The organism is Streptomyces sp. NPDC028722 (assembly GCF_040637655.1).
GTDB lineage: Bacteria > Actinomycetota > Actinomycetes > Streptomycetales > Streptomycetaceae > Streptomyces.
Window position 1 is genome coordinate 437,352 of the sequence record NZ_JBEZWU010000002.1, and the last position, 19,746, is coordinate 457,097.

Genomic DNA, 19,746 nt, shown 5'->3' on the forward strand with positions numbered 1-19,746 from the left:
CGACTCCCCTTGTTCTACCGCGCTCACACCGAGTCTCCGCCGCCTTCGCCGTCTCCTCCACCATCTCTCAACACGGAGCCGGGCGTCCGCCGGAGCCGTCACCGGCGGTGCGCGCGGTGCGGGGCCTGCTGCCGGGACCGTACCGCGCGATCCCGCGGGCCGTGAGAGTTCACGCTCATGTTGCTGCATTGGCCTGTACATGACTATGACGCCACGCCAGACTGACCGCCGACCGAGTGCCCTCCACCCCCGTCCAGGAGTCGCCCATGCCCGCGTCCGCCCGGGAACGCCGTCACGCAGTCCTCGCCGGCCTCGTCGCCCTCGCCACCGCCGCCGTCGTGTCCCTCGTCGCGCCCACGCCCGCCACCGCGGCCGGCACCTGGACCGAGACCGGCTCCGACCGCGCCGACCCGCTGACCGAGAGCCAGGGCCTGACCTCGGTGGAGGTGCCCGCGAACAGCCCCAACCGCTACACCGGCATCGGCACCATCCCCGTCGGTCTGTCCGCCCGGGGCTGGAACCACGTGGGCGACCCCGACGCCACCTACGGCGGCTACTACATCGAGCCCTACCAGCGGGACTCCGGCAACTCGAAGATGTTCCGCGTACAGGCGCCCGGCGGCACCTGGTCGGAGTACGTCCACACGCTCGGACCGGACGAGGCGCTGAACAACTCCTGGGCGGCCGTCTCGCCCGACGGCCAGTGGATGCTGTCCGGCGAGTGGGGCACGATGACCCGCCTGCTGGTCTTCCCCACCCCGGGCGCCAACCCGTCCACCTCCCCCTCGGCGGACCTCCCACGGACCGGGACCGTCCGTCTGGACCACGCCGTCCGCGACGTCCAGGGCTGCGACTTCTCCGGACCGACGACCCTGCTGTGCTCCTCCGACGACCCGGACGGCTCGCTCTTCGGCCTCACCAAGCCGCTGCTGCGCATCGACCTGTCGGCCGCCCCGGACGGCACGGACGTCTCCGGCCACGTCACCGCCCTGCGCCAGCTGCCGCTGCGCAGCTCCTGCTCCGGGAACTTCGAGGCGGAGGGCATCGACTACGACCGCCGCAGCGGCATCCTGCGCGTCATCGTGGTCTCGCCCGGCTTCTGCGTGCTGACGGACAGCAAGACGTACAAGTTCTCCCAGAGCTGAGGTGTGCGCGGCGGCCGGTGATGTTTTCCTGAGGATGGACGCGGTCCGGCGGGATACCCGTTCCACCGCAGCGCGGCTACGAAAGGACAGGCATCAATGACAGACACGGAGCGGTCGCACCCGGAAACCGTCACGGTGGAGCTCAGCGGCTCCGCGGAGGACGCCCGCATCGTCTTCGACGCGCTGAGGTCGTGTTTCGCCTCCGACCGGGGTGCGGACGAGAAGCCTCGGCAATTGCACGAGTCGCGCCCGATGGTGTGGCTCGGCACGTACGACGTCGCGGACGCCCGTGCGGGGGACTGCCCGGAGGTCCGCCTTGGTTCGGCCGTCCAGGCGGACGTGCAGGGCGGCCCCTGGGCCGTCAGCCGGTTCCGGACCAAGCTCGACTCGATGTTCACCGTGCAGGAGACCTCCGCGGCCTCCGGCGACCAGGAGCGGGATCTGCACCTGCGCCTGGAGAGCCGCTGACCTCACGAGGACCACGCCCCGGCCGGCTCCTCGCCGGCCGGGGCGTACTGCGTGTCCGGCGACTCGGGAACTGATTGTACGTACCGGTAGGTACAGAGTGGTCGGCGTCACGCGGGTGTGGTTGTGCAACTAGTTGCATAAAGCGTCGGGCTTCCTCTACAACAAGGGGTGACGACACCGCGCACGGAGGGCCCCGATGAGCCGTTACCCACACCTGATGACCCCGCTCGACCTCGGGTTCACCACCCTGCCCAACCGCGTGCTCATGGGCTCGATGCACGTGGGCCTGGAAGAGGCCGAGCACGGTTTCGAGCGGATGGCGGCGTTCTACGCGGCCCGCGCGCGCGGGGGCGTGGGGCTCATCGTCACCGGCGGCATCGCACCCAACGACGAGGGACGGCCGTACGAGGGCGGAGCCAAGCTCACCACCGAGGCGGAGGCCGGACAGCACCGGGTGATCACCGAGGCCGTGCACCGCGAGGGTGGCCGGATCGCCCTCCAGATCCTGCACTTCGGCCGGTACGCCTACCACCGGGACCTGGTCGCGCCGAGCCCGCTCCAGGCGCCGATCAGCCCCTTCGCGCCGCGCGAGATGACCGACGCCGACATCGAGCGGACCATCGGGGACTACGTCCGCGCCGCCCGCCTGGCCCGGCAGGCCGGGTACGACGGCGTGGAGATCATGGGCTCCGAGGGCTACCTGATCAACGAGTTCATCGCCGCGCGGACCAACCGGCGCACCGACCGCTGGGGCGGCTCGTACGGGAACCGGATGCGGTTCCCGGTCGAGATCGTCCGGCGGGTGCGCGAGGCCGTCGGCGAGGACTTCATCGTCATCTACCGGCTGTCCATGCTGGACCTGGTCCCGGGCGGCTCCTCGCTGGAGGAGGTCGTCACCCTCGGCAGGGCCGTCGAGGCCGCCGGGGCGACACTCATCAACACCGGCATCGGCTGGCACGAGGCCCGCATCCCGACCATCGCCACCTCCGTGCCGCGCGGCGCCTACACCTGGGTCACCAAGAAGCTGATGGGCCGGGTGTCGGTGCCGCTGGTCACCACCAACCGCATCAACACCCCGGAACTGGCCGAGGAACTGCTGGCCGGCGGCTACGCCGACATGGTCTCCATGGCCCGCCCGATGCTCGCCGACCCCGACTTCGTCGCCAAGGCCGCCGCCGGCACCCCGGAGGCCATCAACACCTGCATCGGCTGCAACCAGGCCTGCCTCGACCACACGTTCAGCGGGCAGATCACCTCCTGCCTGGTCAACCCGCGCGCCTGCCACGAGACCGAGCTGGTGCTCTCGCCGACCCGGCTGAAGAAGCGCGTCGCCGTCGTCGGCGCCGGCCCGGCCGGACTCGCCTGCGCGGTCACCGCCGCCGAACGCGGCCACGCCGTCACCCTGTTCGACGCCGCGAGCGAGATCGGCGGACAGCTCAACGTCGCCCGCAAGGTGCCCGGCAAGCAGGAGTTCGACGAGACCCTGCGCTACTTCCGCCACCAGCTCCGGGCCCACGGCGTCGACGTACGCCTCGACACCTGGGTCACCCCCGCGACCGTGGCGGGATACGACGAGGTCGTCGTCGCCACCGGCGTCACCCCGCGCGTCCCGGACCTCCCGGGCGTCGACCACCCCCGCGTCCTGGGCTACCTCGACGTCCTGCGCGACGGCGCCCCCGTCGGCGAGCGCGTCGCCGTCCTGGGCGCCGGCGGCATCGGCTTCGACGTCGCCGAGTACCTCACCGACGGCGGCGACAAGGCGCACGAGGACCCGGAGACGTACTTCCGTCAGTGGGGTGTCGACACCGCCTACCAGGCGCCCGGCGGGCTCGCCGCACCCGAGCGGCCCGCGCCGCCCCGCCAGGTCCACCTCCTCCAGCGCAAGACCACCAAGGTCGGCGCCGGACTCGGCAAGACCACCGGCTGGATCCACCGCACCGAGCTGAAGCACCGGGGCGTCACCATGGTGCCGGGCGTGCGCTACGACCGGATCGACGACGCCGGGCTGCACATCACCGTCGGTGAGGAGAGCACCGTCCTGGAGGTCGACACCGTGGTGCTCTGCACCGGCCAGGACCCGCGCCGCGACCTGTACGACGAGCTGGTCGCCGCCGGGCGCAGCGCGCACCTCATCGGCGGCGCGGACGTCGCCGCCGAACTCGACGCCAAGCGGGCCGTCAAGCAGGGCACCGAGCTGGCGGCGGCCCTGTAGCCGAGGCTGTGGGGCGCCCGCCCGGCGCGCCGCCGCCCGTCCCTAGGATGAGCCCATGTCACTCCCGCACGCGATCCTCACCGCCCTGCTGGAACGACCGTCGTCGGGGTTGGAGCTGACCCGCCGGTTCGACAAGTCGATCGGCTACTTCTGGTCCGCGACGCACCAGCAGATCTACCGCGAGCTGGGGAGACTGGAGGCGGAGGGCCTCATCCGCGCACTGCCGGCCGAGCAGCCGGCCCGCGGGCAGAAGAAGAACTACGAGGTGCTCACCGCGGGCCGCGCCGAACTGGCCCGCTGGACCGCCGCCGCGCAGGACCCCAGGCCCCAGCGGGACGTGCTCCTGCTGCGGCTGCGCGCGGCGGCGGTGGTCGGCACGACGGGCCTGGAGCCGGATCTGCGCCGGCATCTGGAGCTGCACCGGCGGCAGCTGGCCGAGTACCAGGAGATCGAACGGCGCGACTTCCCGCCGGACCGGGACGCCCCCGGGGACCGGCTGCGCCACCTGGTCCTGCGGGCGGGCATCGACCTGGAGACCTTCTGGACCCAGTGGCTCACCCACGCCCTGGCGGAGTTCGCGGAACTGCCGGCGCGGGAGTGCGGTCCCGGCGAGCGGTAGGCGAGCCGCGGGTCCCAGGCGCCTCGGAACCGCCGGGCCGACTCCTGCGGGCCATGCGCCGCAGGCTCAGGAGCACCGGTGCGTACGGCACCGTCAGCGCGACGGCCCCCTCGATCTGCCCGGTCGCGGTCGGCTGCTCCTCGATCATGTCCAGGTCGGTGACGGCCAGTTGCGCGGCCAGTCGCCCGTACGGCAGCAAGTGCTCGGTGTCGCAGGGGTGACCGAGCCGGACCAGCGCGGCGACCGAGTCGACGAGCCGCCGGTGGGCGGGGTCGAGCAGGTCCAGGGCAGGGCCGCATGAGCAGCCCAGCCGCTCCAGCAGCGTCTCCACCGAGCGGCGGGCGGTCTCCACCGCCGGGTCGTCCCCGGCGGGCCCTCGGCGCAGGGCAGCGCCCGGGTCGCCGCCGCCCAGCCGCAGATGGTGGTCCAGCGACTCGTCCTCCGCGGCGGCGATCACCTCGCGCGCGGCGGCCACCGGGACCCCGCCGATCTGGATCAGCGCCCGCACCAGGCGCAGCCGCCGCAGATGGTCCTCCCACCGCGATGGATACCGCGCCTGCCCGAGGAACTCGCGCGGGACGGCGGCAGCGGGCTGCTGGGCCACCGGGGACTGGGCGGCGGCCCCCGCGTGTTCACCGTCGCGCAGTACGGGGAGTCGCGCGAGAAGCTGCTCGCCTACGCCTACGCCTACGCCTACGACCGGGTCGGGCAGCACCACCCCGCATGGGCGGCCTTCGACCGCCGCGTGCGCGGCAGCAAGGGCGGCGTGGGGATCCGGCACGAGACGTACATCGTCCCGGCCGGTTCCTGCGAGTCGCTCCACATCGAGACGCCGCCGGCCGCTGGGCGCGGCACGGGGGGTCGAACCCATGGGCCGGCGCGGGGAAACGGGCGGCGCAGCGACTGGCGAGCGGCCCCGCTCAGTCCCCCCGGACCGGACCCGGCTGACGGAGGTGCCGGGACGGGAGTTCAGAGCCGGTACGGCTTCGATCGGCGGCGCAGCACCCAGCCCGTAGCGACGACGCCGGCGCCGACCAGGGCCGCGCCGACGCCCAGCGTCAGCGGGCCGTAGTCGCGGGCGGCACCGCCGAGGCCGCCCATGACACCCCGGGAGGGTCTCGCGGTGGACGTGGCCGAGATCGTCGGCGAGGTGGAGCCGGAGACGATCACCGACTGGCTGCCCGCGGTGCTGCCGCTGGAACAGACCACCACCACGGTGAACGTCCCCGGGCTCACTCCGGACCAGGCCGCGGACTGGCTGACGGACGTGCCCGACAGGGCCACCTGCCTGCCCTGGGCGAAGCTCGCCTGACGGCTCGAGAGCAGGGCCGCGGTGCCCCAGCTGCCGTTGATCGGGGTGCACGCGCTGGTGACCACCGAGACCGTGGAGCCGGTGGTGCTGACCGAGATCCCCGAGGCGGCGGCGGACGGCCCGGCGAACCCGGCAGGAAGCGCGGCGGCGGCCGCCAGGGTCAGGCCGGAGCGGAGCAGGAGTCGTGAGGTGTGCATGGGCTGGCCTCCGGCGGCACGGTTGGCGGTACGTCCCATGCGCCGCCTGGGGTCGGGAAGCGTCCGTGCGCCTCAACCGCAGCAAACGCCGCCCCCGGACCGCCCGCACGCCGGAGGCGCCCGGCCGGGTGACGGCTGGGCCGCCCGGGTGACGCCCGGCCGTCCGGTGGACGGTGGGCGGTGGTGTACCGGGCCCGGGCCGTCCGTCAGCCGCCCGTGGTCACCGTGCGTTCCGCCGAGTAACCACCCCACGTTCCGTCCGGGAGCCGCGCCCGCAGCCGCACCCGGTGCTCCTCACCGGCCGCCGTGCCCGTGTAGAAGCTGTGGTGCGCCCGGCCGCGCGGCGGCGTGCCGCCCCAGACGAGCGAGGTGGCCGCGGCGCCGTCCAGCTGGATCTGGTACTCGGTGACCGCGCCGCCCGTGCGCGGCGGGTCCCAGGCCAGGTCGATGTAGTAGGCCCCGCCGGACCGGTGGGTGGCTGCGGTGAAGCCGGTGGGCGCGGGGTCCTGGCCGTCGTCCCTGCCCGGGGTGGTCAGGCGGACCCGGGTGCCGGCGGGGGAGAGGTTGTCGGCGGCGTCCCGGGCCCGCACCGTGAAGACGTAGCGGCTGCCGGGGCGCAGGCCGGTGACCACCGTGGCGGTCTGACCGCCGCCGACGCTGTGGATCTTTACATCGCCCTGGTAGACCTCGTACGACACCACGCCCCGGTCGTCCCGGGACGCGCCCCAGGACAGCTGGACCGCGCGGCTGCCGACGGTCCGCCCGGCGGTGTCGCGGGGCCGGGTCGGTGCCGAGCGGTCCGCCGCTACCGCGGCCGGTGTCCGCGCCCGTACCGACCGGCTCGGCGGGCTCAGCCGGCCCGCGGTGTCCCGGGCGCGCACGGTGAACGCGTACATGGTGGACGGCCTGAGCCTGGTGACGTCCACCATGTGCTGCGAATCCGCCACGTCCGCCACTTTCGTGGTGCCGCGGTATATCTCGTAGGAGCGGACCCCGGAGCCGTCCGGCAGGGCGTTCCACATGACGTGCACGCTCGTGGCGCTGCCCGCCGTGGCGGTGACCCCGCCCGGAGCGCCCGGCGCCCGCCCCTCGTCCGCCTCGCCGGTCCGGCCCCAGCCGCACGACACGGCGAGCAGCAGGGCCCCACAGGCCAGCACGAGCGGAACGGGAACGCGTCGCACGGCTGTTCCTCCCCGGGGACGGCGTGAGCAAGCGCGGTAAAGGTCCGGACCAATATGCCCGGCGGGTGCGGCCACAGCAAGGGGGGCGCGTGGGCGACCGCTGCCGGAGTACGTAAGCTGGACCTCTCCGCGGCTGAACTCGCTTCGCGTGAAGCGGAGTTCATGCCGACGGCGCGGACACGCTGTCGTCGCCGATCCCGCGCCGGCATGGGCGGCCGGGGGTTCCGGGCGGGCAGTGTCCCGGAACCCCCGGCCCCTGTCGTCCGTGGGACCCGGCCTCCTGTACCCCTGTCGTCCGCTCCGCGCAACCCGGCCGGCGCCCGGACCCATGGGTTCCCTCGCGGAGCGGCCCCGGATGTCCCCTCACGGGGTGTCAGAAGCGTGCTCCATCCGGCCCCTTCGGAGCGGCCCCGACGCCCATTCGCCCGAACGCGCACCACAGTGGGCTGAATGCCCGTTATGTCCCCTAGGAGAGGGTTCCTCATCGTGCGTGTCCCGTCGCTGACGCTGGCCGCCGCCGGCGCCGTGCTGCTCGCCCCCGCGGCCCTGCCCGCCCCGGCCACCGCCCTCCCGCCCCTAGAACGGCCGGCGGTCCACGACGAGGACCTGATCACCGCCGCCGACCTGCTGGCGCGCACCGACGCGTGCACCCAGGTCTCCCGGGGCCGGTACCGCACCGACGCCGACACCGCCCCGACCGTCCCCGTCTGCGGCACCCGGGACGCCGTCTTCTGGAAGGCCGACCTGGACATCGACTGCGACGGCCGGCCCAGCGGGCGCTGCAACCACCGCACCGACCCGCTGTTCGCCCCCACCACCGCCTTCCAGCAGTCCGACGGCCGCCATCTGAGCGCCGCGCGCGTGCCCTACATCGTGGTCCCCGCGCCGAGCAGACGCTGGAACCAGCACGCGCACGGCGTCCGGGGCGGCTCCGTGGCCGCCGTCGTCTACCGGGACCGGGTGCGGTACGCGGTCGTCGGCGACACCGGCCCGCGGGACATCATCGGTGAGGCCTCCTACGCCACCGCCCGAAGCCTCGGCATCCCGCCCGACCCGCGCACCGGCGGCGTACCCTCCGGCGTCACCTACATCGTCTTCCGCCATTCCCGCGTCATCCCCATCGAGGACCACGCGGCGACGGTGGCGGAGGGCCGGCGACTGGCCGGCCGCTTCATCGCGGACGACCCGGGGAACTGGCCCTGGCGGGCAGCTTTCCGCCGTCTCCTCGTCCGGTAGACGCGCACCTCCGTGGCGGTGACGGTGGCGGGGACGCGGAGGCAGTGGCCGGCCGGGCGTCCCGTCGCGGGTGAGCGGCTCACCGGCCCGGGCGGGCGGACGAGCGGCACACCGGCCCTGGCGGCCCGCTCCCGGCCGTCTCGCCGTCGTGAGGGAGGCGTCCCTTCCTCAGCGGCGGCGGCGGAGGGCCGGCAGCCGGACCGGTGTTGCGTCGTGGGGGTCGCGGCTGACCGGCTCTTTCGTCGCGTTCGACGCGTTCGTCGCGTTCACCGCGCGCAGCGCTACTGACCGCTTGCGCGGGCCGGCCCGGTCGTCACACCTTGCGGTAGGCGTACGCCTCCGCCGCCGCCGCTTCCACGGCGTCCAGGTCTCCCCCTGCGGCCGCGGTGACCACCGCGGCCACGGCGCCCTCGACGAACGGCGCGTCCACCAGGCGCGTGTCCTCCGGGAGCTCGCCGCCCTCGGCGAGCAGCGCCTTCACCGTGAGCACCGCGCTGCCCAGGTCGGTGAGCACCGCCACCCCGGCCCCGCCGTCCACCGACGCCGCCGCGGCGGCGATCAGCTCGGCGCTCGTGCCGAGCCCGCCGCCCTCGGTGCCGCCCGCCGGAGCCACCGGCACCCCGGCCGCCCCGCCGGACAGGCCCTTGGCCAGCGCCGCGACCGACGCGGCCACCTCCGCGCTGTGCGACACCAGTACGATCCCGACCGCCCTGTCCTCACTCACCGTCCGCCTCCGCCGTGTCGGCCAGCGCGGCGATCAGCAACGCCGACGAGGTCGCCCCCGGATCCTGGTGGCCGATGCTGCGCTCGCCCAGATAGCTGGCCCGGCCCTTGCGCGCCTGCAACGGGGTGGTGGCCTGCGCGCCCTCCTCCGCGGCGGCCCGCGCGGCGGCGAAACCCGTCCCGAGCGCGTCCACGGCCGGCACCAGCGCGTCGATCATGGTCTTGTCACCCGGTGCCGCCCCGCCGAGCGTCATCACCCCGTCGACGCCCGCGCGCAGCGCCTCGGCCAGCTGCTCCGTGCCGACCTCGGCGGCGTCACCGAGCGCCTTCCCGGTCCGACGCAGCAGAGTGCCGTACAGCGGGCCGGACGCACCGCCGACGGTCGAGATCAACTGCCGCCCGGCCACCGTCAGGACGGCCCCCGGAGTCTGCGGGGCCTCCTTCTCCAGGGTGGCCGTGACCGCGGTGAACCCGCGCTGGAGGTTGCTGCCGTGGTCGGCGTCCCCGATGGCCGAGTCGAGGGCGGTGAGCCGGTCCGCCTCGCGGTCGACGGACGCGGCGGTCGCCGTCATCCAACGGCGGAAGAAGTCGGCGTCGAGCACTGGATCTCCTTGCGTGGTAGGACTGCCGGCCGGTACGGCCGGGACGGTGATCGTCCGCTGTCGCCGGTTCACATGCCCCAGCGCAGCGCCGGAGTCCGCACCGGCGCGTCCCACAGCCGCAGCAGTTCCTCGTCGGCCTGGCACAGGGTCACCGAGGCGCCGGCCATGTCCAGGGAGGTGACGTAGTTCCCGACCAGGGTGCGGGCCACGACGACCCCCCGCTCGCGCAGTACCCGCCGCACCTCGGCGTGGAAGCCGTACAGCTCCAGCAGCGGCGTGGCGCCCATGCCGTTTACCAGCAGCAGGACCGGGTCGCGCGGCGGCATGTCCTCCAGAATGGCGTTGACCGCGAAGTCGGCGATCTCCCCGGAGGTCATCATCGGGCGCCGCTCCCGGCCCGGCTCGCCGTGGATGCCGATGCCGAGCTCCAGTTCGCCGTCCGGCAGATCGAAGGTCGGGCTGCCCTTCGCCGGGGTCGTACAGGCGCTGAGGGCCACGCCGAAGCTGCGGGAGCTCGCGTTGACCTGGCGGCCGACGGCCTCCACCCGCTCCAGCGGCTGCCCCTCGGCCGCGGCGGCGCCCGCGATCTTCTCCACGAACAGCGTCGCCCCGGTGCCGCGCCGACCGGCCGTGTAGAGGCTGTCGGTGACCGCCACGTCGTCGTCGACGAGCACCTTGGCGACCTGGATGCCCTCGTCCTCGGCCAGCTCGGCCGCCATGTCGAAGTTCAGCACGTCGCCGGTGTAGTTCTTCACCACGAACAGCACGCCCGCCCCGCTGTCCACGGCCGCCGCGGCGCGCGCCATCTGGTCCGGCACCGGCGAGGTGAACACCTCCCCGGGGCAGGCGGCGGACAGCATGCCCGGGCCGACGAACCCGCCGTGCAGCGGCTCGTGCCCCGATCCGCCGCCCGAGACCAGCCCGACCTGTCCGGCCACCGGAGCGTCCCGGCGGACGATCACCCGGTTCTCCACGTCGACGGTCAGATCGGGATACGCGGCCGCGAAGCCGCGCAGCGCGTCCGCGACGACGGTCTCCGGCACGTTGATCAGCATCCTCATGGGGGTCTCCTCGTGAGCTTGGCGCTTAGGCCCAGGACCTGCGACTCAGCAGGTCACCGGCGTGGAGGGCGGTCTTTGATCCCGGCGGTTCGTGACGGTTCGTGGCGGCCGGAGGCGGGTCGTGCCGGGTCGGCCGCCGACTCGGAGCCGACTGCGGTGACGAGACGTCAGGTCTCGGCGCTCCTTGGTCGTCGAATCGGCCGTCCCGTCTACTGGCAGTATCGGCCTTGCGGCGGTGAGGGTCACCTGCGGCCGGGCGCTTTCACGCTCCGTAGCGCTCCCTGCGCCACGTGCAACGTCGTGCTCCCGCCGCACGCCGAAGACCTCCCGGGCGTGCAGCCCGGGAGGTCCGGCGGTGGGGGAGCGGCGGTCAGTAGCCGCAGGCGGTCACCCACTTGTGGGAGGAGATGCGGTCGTTCCACTCCCACGGGATGTTGCCCTGGCCCCCGTTGGGCGCACAGGTGGAGGCGCCGCCGTAGTTGATGTCCTCGTAGACGCGCACGTCTCCGTAGGCGCCGCCGTAGCCGTTGTTGAACCAGGCCGAGGCCCGGTCGTTCATGTTGAAACTGCCGTTCGGGCCGCAGGTGCTCCAGTTGGCGTCGTCGCCGCTCCACCCGCAGGAGTGGCCGCCGCGATTGGTGTCCTCCCACACCCAGTAGGCGCCGTCCGCGGCCAGGACGGAGGCGCTCGCCGCAGTGGTGTTCCCGGTCGCGGTGTTCGCCGTGGCGGCGCTCGCCGTGGTCAGGGCGGCTGCCCAGCTTGGACGTCACGCTGTCGTACGTACGGGCCTGCGGCGGCGACCCGCGGGAGTGGGAGGGGCGCTGGCACGCCGTCGCCGTCGAACTCCGCGCCGTGTCCTCGGCGGGCGCCCCGGGGGAGCGGGACGGTGCGGGCGAGGTGGGTGGCGCGCACGCACAGCCCTGCCCGGAGGTGCCGGCCGGCCAGCCCCGGGGGCCGTACGTCGGTCTGGCGGCCTTCCGGACCGAGGACGCCGACCTGTTCTTCGGCCGTGAGCGTCTCGTCGAGGACCTCCTCGTCACCCTGGCCCGGAGGCGGGCCGTGGCCGTCGTCGGCGCGTCCGGAGCCGGCAAGTCCTCCCTCCTGCGTGCCGGACTGCTGCCGCGCCTGACCCGTGACGAACCGCGCCGCAGGGTGCGGGTCCTCACCCCCGGACCCCACCCGCGGGAACGCCTGGAGAGGGCGCTCGCGGCGGGGCGGGAGTCGGGGGAACCCGGGCTGGGCTGCGGGTCGGGCCACGGGGCGGCCTCCGGGCTGGGCCACGGGGCGGGCTCCGGGCTGGAATCGGGGTCGGGCCACGGGCCGGGCCACGGGGCGGACTTCGGGCCGGGCTCAAGGCCGGGACCCGATCCGGGCCCCGAGCCGGATTCCAGGCCGGTCTCAGGGGCGGGCCCCGAGCCGGATTCCGGGCCGGGCCCCGAGCCGGGCTCCGAGCCGGGTGAACTGGTCATCGTCGTGGACCAGTTCGAGGAGGTCTTCACCGTCTGCACCGACGCCGACGAGCGGGCCCGCTTCATCGCCGCCCTCGTCGAGGAGGCGGAGCGGCCCGGATCCGGCTGCCGGATCGTCCTCGGGGTCCGCGCCGACTTCTATGCCCACTGCACCCGCCACGCCCCGCTCGTCGCCATCCTGCGCGACGCCCAGGTCGTCGTCGGACCGATGAGCGCGGCCGAACTGCGGTGCGCCGTCGTCGAACCCGCCCGGCGCGCCGGCCTGACTGTGGAAGGCGCCCTCCAGGCCACCCTCGTCGCCCACGCCCACGGGCAGGCCGGAGTCCTCCCCCTGCTGTCCCACGCGCTGCTGGAGACCTGGCGCAGGAGGCGCGGCGCCGCCCTCACCCTGGATGGCTTACACGCTGGCGAGCGTACGGCCGTCCGGGCCGTAGGCGACGGCGCGTACGTCTCCTCCGGTGGCGTTCAGCCCGGACGGCCGCACACTCGCCAGCGCCGGTGAGGACGGCGCCGTACGACTGACCGCCGTCGCGGACCGGCGCCGGACGCGACGGCTGGCCGTCCTGGACGGCCACGCCACCGGGGCGTTCTCGGTGGCCTTCAGCCCCGACGGCCGCACACTCGCCACGGCCGGCGGCGGGCACGCCCCGGTACGGCTGTGGAGCCTCGCCGACCCGCGCCGTCCGGCCCCGCTCGCCGGGCTCTCCGGCCACACCGACGTCGTCGGCTCGGTGGCGTTCAGCCCCGACGGGCGTACCCTCGCCAGCGCGAGCGACGACCGCACGGTGCGGCTGTGGAGCGTGGACCGGCCCGCGCACCCGACCGCGCTGACCACACTGACCGGCCACGGCACGGCGGTCAGCTCGGTCGCCTTCAGCCCCGACGGAACCGTACTGGCCTCCGGCGGCTTCGACGCCACCGTCCGGCTCGCCGGTACCGACCAGGCCGGCGTCATCGCGCACGCCTGCGCGCACACCGGCCCCCGCATCACCCGCGCCCAGTGGACCGCCCACCTGCCGTACCTCGCCTACGCGCCCCCGTGCGGCGATCCGGACAACCCCGGGCCGATCAGCCGGCCCCGACGCGCACCCGGCGCCGCCGGCGCCCCCGGGCGTCCAGCGGGACGGGACACGGGGAGCTGACCCTCCGGTCCGCCGTCACGCCGTCACGCCGTCACGCCGTCACGCCGTCACGCCGTCACGTCGTCACGCCGTCACGAGTACGTTGAGGAGAACGATCACGACGCAGGCCGCGACGGCCACCAGCACCACCCAGGGCCACATCGGGTGTTCCTCGGCCGGCTGCGCCTCGGTGGGCTCGGGCACGGTGGCTCCCTTCGAGCGGACGACGGGACTGGACCGCCTCCATCGTGGCCGCGCCGGAGCGCCCTTTCAGTCAGGGTGGCCACCGGCCCCGGGGTGGAGTTTTCTCCCCCCGGCCCCGCCCTCGTGGCCGGCAGCGGCCCGGCATCGCCCGCGCCGTCCGGGGAACTCGGCGGTCCGGAAGACCGGGCCGCCGTCGGCGGAGGAGGTGCCGTTGCCGTGGACGACTGGGAGATGTGGGAGATGCCCGACGAGGTACGGCTGTCACCGCGCGAGCGGCTCGCGCTGGTGCAGATCGAGTCGAGACTCCGCCAGGACCGCCGGTTCGCGCGCCGGATGGGCTGCCCGCGCGGTCCGGGCTGGCTGCCGGCCGCTGTCGTGCTGCTGACGGCCGTGTCGGTGTTCCTGGCCGTCATGGGCATCCGCACCTCGGACCCGGCGCTGCTGTGGTGCTTCGCGGTGCTGTGGCCGCTGACCCTCTTGCAGGCGTTCCGGCTGCTGTGCCGGGCCACCCGCGCCCGGACCCGCTCCGGCGCCCGGGTCACCCCCTGGCTCTGAGCTGCGGCAACAGAAAAGCAAGCCCCGGCAACGGAGAAGCGAGCCCCGGCAACGGAAAGCGGGGCCGGGCGACATGCCCGGCCCCGCCTCCTTCCGCCCAGGACGGTGTCGCGTCAGCTCTCCTTGCCCCGCCCCGACAGCGCGTCGCGCATCCGGTCGACCAGGCCGGCACCCGGGGCCAGCAGCTTGTTGGCCGGGGGCTTGTCCGGCGCCGCCGGGTGCGGCCGGGTCGGCGCCGTCTTCTTGGCCCGGCGCACCTTGTCGCCGAGGGTCATCAGCGCGTCGGGGGTACAGGCCGCCTCCAGGCGCGGGAAGAGGTTCTGCTCCTCGTCGGTCACATGGGAGCGGATCTCGGTCATCAGCTGCGCCATGAGCGTGTCGAACCGGGGGTCGTCGGCCTGACAGCCCTCCAGGTCCTTCATGATCTGCTCGGCCTTCGCGTGGTCCTCCAGCTCCTTGTCGGCCAGGGCGTCCCCGCCCGTGAGGTGCTCGCGCACCGCCGGGTACAGATAGGCCTCCTCGGCGACGGAGTGGCGGACCAGCTCGATCGTGACCTGGTCGGCGAGGTCCTTGCGTTCGCTGGAACCGGGCGGCAGCGCCTCGATCCGGCCGAAGAGCTCCTCGACCTCACGGTGGTCGGTGGTCAGCTCCTGGATGACGTTTCCGCCGTGACCCATCGTCGTACCTCCTGAGTGACACGCGGCGGCCCGTGAGCGGCCGGCCGTCGTCCGGCCGGGTGCCCCGAGGACACCGGGCTACACGGTCCGCCCCGCCGGGCCACCGCATCGGGTGGCGGAGGGCGGCCATCCGGCCCGCTCCGGACGGCGCCCCCTCCCGCGGTGCCGCATGATTCCGCTGCGGACGGCCGCGCCCGGGTGCGCCCACCGGGCGGTGGCCCCGGCCACCGCGCGACCGTGGTCACCCGCGGACCAGCCTCCTGTGACCACCCCGGCCGCGAGTCGTCTGCAAGTTCTGAACCCGTCTTCGGGAGCCGTTACTTGCCCGTAGTACAGCCGAGCAGGGCGAGTCGGTGTGTGCGGTGCGGCCCGGCCGGGGGATTGCCGGTCGTCTTCGGTGGGTTCCGGTGGGTTCCGGTGGCGGCTCCCCGCACGCACCGGCTCCCCGGGGCGCGGCGGGGCCCGGACATCGTCGTGCAGGGCCCCTCCCGCCGTGCCGCACGGGCCGCCGAAGTCGCGCGAGCACCCGTGATCCGGGAGAATCAGAATCCAACGCGTGAACCCAACTGGCAGGGGAACCCAGCTGCCAGTGCCGTCCAGCAAGCGGCGGCCGATCAGGGCGGTCCTCCGGATGAGCGGGGACCCGGCCCTCTCCTTCCCTTCTCTCCCAGCGGGCCGACGACGTCGGACCCGGCGACGCAGTACGCGCCACGCCCGGCCAGGGCGTCCTCGCGGCGCGAACGACGTGGACGAAGGAACAGTCCCATGACTGCTGAGACACCTTTCTCCTGGCGGCGCGCCCTCGTGACCGGCGGCGCCGGTTTCCTCGGCTCCCATCTGTGCGAACGGCTGCTGGATTCGGGCGTCGAAGTCGACTGTGCCGACAACCTGGCCTGCGGCCGGCGCGAGAACCTCGCGCACCTGGAGGACCGGACCGGATTCCGGTACGTGCACTGCGACGTCTCCGCGGCCGAGTGCACCGGACTGCTGCCGGGCCCCTACGACCTGGTACTGCACTTCGCCTGCCCGGCCTCACCCGCCGACTACCTGCGGATGCCCCTGGAGACGCTGGACGTCGGCAGCCTCGGCACCCGCAACGCGCTGACGATCGCCGAACGCGACGGCGCCCGCTTCCTGCTGGCCTCCACCTCCGAGGTGTACGGCGACCCACTGGTGCACCCGCAGCACGAGGGCTACTGGGGCAACGTCAACCCGGTCGGGCCGCGCAGCGTGTACGACGAGTCCAAGCGGTTCGGCGAGGCCCTGGTGACCGCGCACGCCGGCACCCGGGGGACGAACGCCGGGATAGTACGGCTGTTCAACACCTACGGGCCGCGCATGCGAGCCCACGACGGCCGCGCGGTACCGACGTTCATCTGCCAGGCCCTGGCCGGCGAACCGCTCACGGTGACCGGCGACGGCAGCCAGACCCGCTCGCTGTGCTACGTCGACGACACCGTCGACGGCATCCTGCGGGTGGCCGCCAGCCGCTCCGTACGGCCGGTCAACATCGGCGGCAGCGACGAGATCACCGTCGCCGACCTGGCCCGCCGGGTGGTCGCCCTGACCGGTTCCCGCTCGCCGATCGCGTTCATAGACCGGCCCGTCGACGATCCCGGCCGGCGCCGCCCCGACACCACCCTGGCGCGCGAACTGCTCGGCTGGTCCCCGCAGATCCCCTGGGAGGAGGGCCTGAAGCAGACCATCGCCTACTTCTCCGCCCTGCCCCCACAACCGGCCTCGCGCGCGGAGGTCCCGGCCCCGCAGTCCTGACCCCCGCCCCCGGCCCTGGAGACAGCGCATGCACGTCCTCGGAATCAACGCACTCTTCCACGATCCCGCCGCCGCCCTGATCACCGACGGCACGGTCGTGGCGGCAGCGGAGGAGGAACGCTTCTCGCGCCGCAAGCACGGCAAGCGCCCGGTTCCCTTCTCCGCCTGGGAGTTGCCCGAGCAGTCGGCCCGCTGGTGCCTGGCACAGGCCGGCCTCACCCCGGCCGACCTGGACGCCGTCGCCTACTCCTACGACCCCGCACTCGCCCGTCCCGCCGAGCGGATGGGGCTGCACGACCCCTGGGACCACCTGCGCCAGGAGTACGCCCGCCGGGCCCCGGAGTTCCTCGCCGAGGCCCTGCCCGGACTCGACCCGGCCAAGGTCAGGTTCGTCCCGCACCACGTGGCCCACGCCGCCTCCGCCGGGGCCGTCTCGCCGTACCCGGACTGCGCCGTCCTCGTCCTGGACGGCCGCGGCGAGTGCGGCTCCCACCTGGCCGGCCGTTACACCGGCCGCGAACTCACCGTCCTCGGCACCCAGGAACTGCCCGACTCCCTCGGCCTGTTCTACGAGGACCTCACCCAGCACCTCGGATTCCTGCGCAGCAGCGACGAGTTCAAGGTCATGGCCCTCGCCTCCCACGGCACCCCGCGCTTCGCCGGCCGGCTGCGCGAGTACGTCCACGCCGAGGACGGCGGCGGCTTCCGGGCCCGCCCCGTGCCCTGGGCCGAACTCGTCCCGCCGCGCCCCGCCGGCGGCGCCTGGGACCAGGACCACGCCGACCTCGCCGCCAGTGCCCAGCTCTGCCTGGAGGAGACCATGCTGGGCCTCGCCCGGTGGCTGCGCGAGCGCACCGGCGAGGACGTGCTCACCCTGGCCGGCGGGGTCGCGCTGAACTGCGTGGCCAACACCCGGCTGTGGCGGGAGAGCGGCTTCGCCCACGTGTGGGTGCAGCCCGCCGCCGGCGACGCCGGCACGGCCCTCGGCGCGGCGGCGCACGTCGCCGGGCAGAAGGACACCCTGGAGCCGATGCCGACCGCCGCGCTCGGCCGCGGCTGGAGCGACACCGAGCTGCGGGAGTGGCTCGACCGGGCGGCCGTACCGTACGAGGAGCCCGCCGACATCGCCGAGACGGCCGCCGAGGCGCTGGCCGCCGACGGGATCGTGGCCTGGTTCCAGGGCCGCAGCGAGTACGGGCCCCGCGCGCTCGGGCACCGCTCACTGCTCGCCCACCCGGGCCGGGCCGCCAACCTGGAGCGGCTCAACGCCGTCAAGGGACGCGAGGAGTTCCGGCCCGTCGCGCCCATGGTCCTCGCCGAGCGTGCGGCCGAGATCTTCGACGGGCCGCTCCCCAGCCCCCACATGCTGTTCGTGCACGACGTGGCCCCCGACTGGAGGGCCCGCATCCCGGCCGTGGTCCACGTCGACGGCACAGCCCGCATCCAGACCGTGGACCGGGACCAGGAACCGCTGGTGGCCCGGATGATCGAGGGCTTCGAACGGCGCACCGGGCTGCCGGTGGTGGTCAACACCAGCCTGAACACCGCCGGCCGGCCCATGGTCGACGACCCCAGGGACGCCCTGGAGTGCTTCGGCTCGGCCCCCGTGGACCTGCTGGTGCTCGGCCCGTTCGCCATCCGTCGCGGGAAGGCGTTCGCATGAGCGACGCACCCGCCTACACCGTCGTCGTCCCGACGATCGGCCGCCCCTGCCTCGCCGAGTGCCTGCGCGCGCTCGCCGCGGCCGGCGACCATCCTCCGCACGAGGTGGTCGTCGTGGACGACCGGCCCGCGCCCGACGGCAGTCTGCCGCTGGAGCCGGCCGGGCAGCTCCTCGACCGCGTCCGCACCCTGCGCACCGGCGGCCGTGGCCCGGCCGCCGCCCGCAACGCCGGCTGGCAGACCGTCCGTACGCCCTGGACGGTCTTCCTGGACGACGACGTCCAGGTGCTGCCCGGCTGGTCCCGGCGGCTCGCCGAGGACCTGCGGGAGGCCGGTCCCGACGTGGGCGGCATCCAGGGCCGGCTGCGTGTGCCCCTGCCCCCGGACCGCCGGCCCACCGACTGGGAACGCACCACCAAGGGCCTGGAGAACGCCGCCTGGGCCACGGCCGACATGGCCTACCGCACCGAGGCCCTCAAGCGGACCGGTGGCTTCGACGAACGCTTCCCGCGCGCCTTCCGCGAGGACGCCGACCTCGCCCTGCGCGTCCAGCGGGCCGGCTGGTCCCTGGTCCGGGGCGGACGGGTCACCCGGCACCCCGTCCGCCCGGCCCACTGGTGGGCCTCACTGCCCGCGCAGCGCGGCAACGCCGACGACGCCCTGATGAACCGGCTGCACGGCCGCGACTGGTGGGACCGCGCACAGGCGCCCCGCGGCCGGCTGCCCCGCCACCTCGTGGTCACGGGAGCCGCCCTCGCCGCCGCCTCCTGTGCCCTGACCGGGCGGCGCCGGGCCGCGACCGCCTGGGCGGCGCTGTGGACGCTGGGCACCACCGAGTTCGCCCTCGCCCGCATCCTGCCCGGCCCGCGCACCGCCCGCGAGATCGCCGGGATGCTCGGCACCAGCGTGCTCATCCCGCCCCTCGCCGTCCGGCACTGGGTGCGGGGCGTCGTCCGCCACCGGCACGCCGAACCCCTGGGAGGTGCCGAGTGAACAGGCTGACCGCCGTCCTCTTCGACCGCGACGGCACCCTCGTGCGGGACGTGCCGTACAACGGCGACCCCGGCCGGGTCCGGCTGCTGCCGGGCGCCGCCGCGGCCGTCGCGCTGGCGCGGTCCGCCGGGCTGGCGACCGGGGTCGTCAGCAACCAGTCCGGCATCGCGCGCGGCCTGCTCACCGTCGAGCAGGTGCTCCGCGTCAACGCCCGTGCCGACGAGCTGCTCGGCGGGCTGGACACCTGGCTGTTCTGCCCGCACGCCCCCGACGCGGGCTGCGCCTGCCGCAAACCCCGGCCCGGCCTGATCCGCACCGCCGCCGCCCGGCTGGTGGGCGTCGAGCCCGCCGGGTGCCTGGTGATCGGTGACATCGCCGCGGACGTGCTGGCCGCCCGCGCGGCGGGCGCCCGGGGCGTGCTCGTCCCGAACGCGGCCACGGCACCGGCGGAGGTGGCACGTTTCGCCATGGACAGCGCCCCCGACGTACTCACCGCCGTACGCGCGGCACTGGCGGAGGCCGGCCTCCCGCCCGGG

The 19,746-nt window shown here is 74.5% G+C and carries 20 protein-coding genes and 1 pseudogene; 13 read left to right on the forward strand and 8 right to left on the reverse strand.

The window, feature by feature from the left end:
• Positions 1-266 precede the first annotated feature (266 nt).
• The 4 genes from AB0F03_RS04480 (at position 267) to AB0F03_RS04495 (ending at position 4,444) form a co-directional block, all read left to right on the forward strand.
• Positions 267-1,145 (forward strand): hypothetical protein, encoded by an 879-nt coding sequence (locus AB0F03_RS04480; RefSeq protein ID WP_361986415.1) that lies wholly within the window; start codon positions 267-269, stop codon positions 1,143-1,145.
• 96 nt (positions 1,146-1,241) lie between these two features.
• Positions 1,242-1,613: a hypothetical protein gene (locus AB0F03_RS04485; RefSeq protein ID WP_361986417.1), complete on the forward strand. Its 372-nt coding sequence runs from the start codon at positions 1,242-1,244 to the stop codon at positions 1,611-1,613.
• A 196-nt stretch (positions 1,614-1,809) separates the two neighbouring features.
• The gene (locus tag AB0F03_RS04490) at positions 1,810-3,825 is read left to right on the forward strand and encodes an NADPH-dependent 2,4-dienoyl-CoA reductase (RefSeq protein WP_361986418.1); all 2,016 of its coding nucleotides are present in this window, start codon (positions 1,810-1,812) and stop codon (positions 3,823-3,825) included.
• Between the two features lie 55 nt (positions 3,826-3,880).
• The gene (locus tag AB0F03_RS04495; protein WP_361986420.1) at positions 3,881-4,444 is read left to right on the forward strand and encodes a PadR family transcriptional regulator; all 564 of its coding nucleotides are present in this window, start codon (positions 3,881-3,883) and stop codon (positions 4,442-4,444) included.
• On the opposite strand, the gene AB0F03_RS04500 is transcribed toward AB0F03_RS04495, so the two are convergent.
• A complete protein-coding gene (locus tag AB0F03_RS04500) occupies positions 4,380-5,048 on the reverse strand; it encodes a transcriptional regulator (protein ID WP_361986422.1) in 669 nt (222 codons plus the stop codon). The two genes, AB0F03_RS04495 and AB0F03_RS04500, sit on opposite strands and share 65 nt — an antisense overlap.
• Here AB0F03_RS04500 and AB0F03_RS04505 point away from each other — a divergent pair.
• Positions 4,971-5,516: a DUF4188 domain-containing protein gene (locus AB0F03_RS04505; RefSeq protein WP_361986424.1), complete on the forward strand. Its 546-nt coding sequence runs from the start codon at positions 4,971-4,973 to the stop codon at positions 5,514-5,516. The genes AB0F03_RS04500 and AB0F03_RS04505 overlap by 78 nt on opposite strands.
• Here AB0F03_RS04505 and AB0F03_RS04510 read toward each other — a convergent pair.
• Both AB0F03_RS04510 and AB0F03_RS04515 read right to left on the reverse strand, forming a co-directional pair.
• A complete protein-coding gene (locus tag AB0F03_RS04510; RefSeq protein ID WP_361986426.1) occupies positions 5,414-5,953 on the reverse strand; it encodes a hypothetical protein in 540 nt (179 codons plus the stop codon). The two genes, AB0F03_RS04505 and AB0F03_RS04510, sit on opposite strands and share 103 nt — an antisense overlap.
• Positions 5,954-6,159: 206 nt before the next feature.
• Positions 6,160-7,134, reverse strand: coding sequence for a fibronectin type III domain-containing protein (locus tag AB0F03_RS04515; RefSeq protein WP_361986427.1), 975 nt, complete (start codon positions 7,132-7,134; stop codon positions 6,160-6,162).
• A gap of 486 nt (positions 7,135-7,620) precedes the next feature.
• Between AB0F03_RS04515 and AB0F03_RS04520 the strand changes: the two genes are divergently transcribed.
• Positions 7,621-8,370 carry a glycoside hydrolase family 75 protein gene (locus AB0F03_RS04520; protein WP_361986429.1) on the forward strand — a complete coding sequence of 250 codons (750 nt, stop codon included), beginning with the start codon at positions 7,621-7,623 and terminating at the stop codon, positions 8,368-8,370.
• A gap of 313 nt (positions 8,371-8,683) precedes the next feature.
• Here AB0F03_RS04520 and AB0F03_RS04525 read toward each other — a convergent pair whose 3' ends face one another.
• The 4 genes from AB0F03_RS04525 to AB0F03_RS04540 all read right to left on the reverse strand — a co-directional run bounded on the left by AB0F03_RS04525 (position 8,684) and on the right by AB0F03_RS04540 (position 11,408).
• A complete protein-coding gene (locus AB0F03_RS04525) occupies positions 8,684-9,094 on the reverse strand; it encodes a PTS fructose transporter subunit IIA (RefSeq protein ID WP_361986431.1) in 411 nt (136 codons plus the stop codon).
• Complete coding sequence (gene dhaL, locus AB0F03_RS04530) at positions 9,087-9,695, reverse strand: dihydroxyacetone kinase subunit DhaL (protein ID WP_361986433.1); 609 nt, start codon at positions 9,693-9,695, stop codon at positions 9,087-9,089. The genes AB0F03_RS04525 and dhaL overlap by 8 nt, the downstream gene beginning before the upstream one ends.
• Before the next feature lie 68 nt (positions 9,696-9,763).
• On the reverse strand, positions 9,764-10,756 hold the full coding sequence (dhaK, locus tag AB0F03_RS04535; protein WP_361986435.1) for a dihydroxyacetone kinase subunit DhaK: 993 nt from the start codon (positions 10,754-10,756) through the stop codon (positions 9,764-9,766).
• Positions 10,757-11,126: 370 nt separating this feature from the next.
• Positions 11,127-11,408 carry a peptidase inhibitor family I36 protein gene (locus AB0F03_RS04540; protein ID WP_361986437.1) on the reverse strand — a complete coding sequence of 94 codons (282 nt, stop codon included), beginning with the start codon at positions 11,406-11,408 and terminating at the stop codon, positions 11,127-11,129.
• Positions 11,409-11,515: 107 nt separating this feature from the next.
• On the opposite strand from AB0F03_RS04540, the gene AB0F03_RS04545 reads away from it, so the two are divergent.
• The 3 genes from AB0F03_RS04545 (at position 11,516) to AB0F03_RS04555 (ending at position 14,105) form a co-directional block, all read left to right on the forward strand.
• On the forward strand, positions 11,516-12,727 hold the full coding sequence (locus AB0F03_RS04545; protein ID WP_361986439.1) for a hypothetical protein: 1,212 nt from the start codon (positions 11,516-11,518) through the stop codon (positions 12,725-12,727).
• Positions 12,684-13,367, forward strand: a complete 684-nt coding sequence (locus AB0F03_RS04550) for a hypothetical protein (RefSeq protein WP_361986441.1) — start codon at positions 12,684-12,686, stop codon at positions 13,365-13,367. Before AB0F03_RS04545 ends, AB0F03_RS04550 begins: the two co-directional genes overlap by 44 nt.
• Positions 13,368-13,766: 399 nt before the next feature.
• Positions 13,767-14,105 carry a DUF3040 domain-containing protein gene (locus tag AB0F03_RS04555; RefSeq protein ID WP_361986442.1) on the forward strand — a complete coding sequence of 113 codons (339 nt, stop codon included), beginning with the start codon at positions 13,767-13,769 and terminating at the stop codon, positions 14,103-14,105.
• A 113-nt stretch (positions 14,106-14,218) separates the two neighbouring features.
• Here AB0F03_RS04555 and AB0F03_RS04560 read toward each other — a convergent pair whose 3' ends face one another.
• The gene (locus tag AB0F03_RS04560) at positions 14,219-14,782 is read right to left on the reverse strand and encodes a hemerythrin domain-containing protein (RefSeq protein ID WP_361986444.1); all 564 of its coding nucleotides are present in this window, start codon (positions 14,780-14,782) and stop codon (positions 14,219-14,221) included.
• A gap of 765 nt (positions 14,783-15,547) precedes the next feature.
• Between AB0F03_RS04560 and AB0F03_RS04565 the strand changes: the two genes are divergently transcribed.
• The 4 genes and pseudogenes from AB0F03_RS04565 to AB0F03_RS04580 all read left to right on the forward strand — a co-directional run.
• Entirely contained in the window at positions 15,548-16,555 is a 1,008-nt protein-coding gene (locus tag AB0F03_RS04565) for an NAD-dependent epimerase/dehydratase family protein (RefSeq protein WP_361986446.1), read from the forward strand.
• Positions 16,556-16,583: 28 nt separating this feature from the next.
• Positions 16,584-18,218 (forward strand): carbamoyltransferase C-terminal domain-containing protein, encoded by a 1,635-nt coding sequence (locus tag AB0F03_RS04570; protein ID WP_361986448.1) that lies wholly within the window; start codon positions 16,584-16,586, stop codon positions 18,216-18,218.
• Positions 18,215-19,210: a glycosyltransferase gene (locus AB0F03_RS04575; protein ID WP_361986450.1), complete on the forward strand. Its 996-nt coding sequence runs from the start codon at positions 18,215-18,217 to the stop codon at positions 19,208-19,210. Before AB0F03_RS04570 ends, AB0F03_RS04575 begins: the two co-directional genes overlap by 4 nt.
• Positions 19,207-19,722 (forward strand): annotated as a pseudogene (locus tag AB0F03_RS04580) (HAD-IIIA family hydrolase); the annotation flags it as partial. The gene AB0F03_RS04575 and the pseudogene AB0F03_RS04580, both read left to right, overlap by 4 nt.
• Between the last annotated feature and the right edge of the window lie 24 nt (positions 19,723-19,746).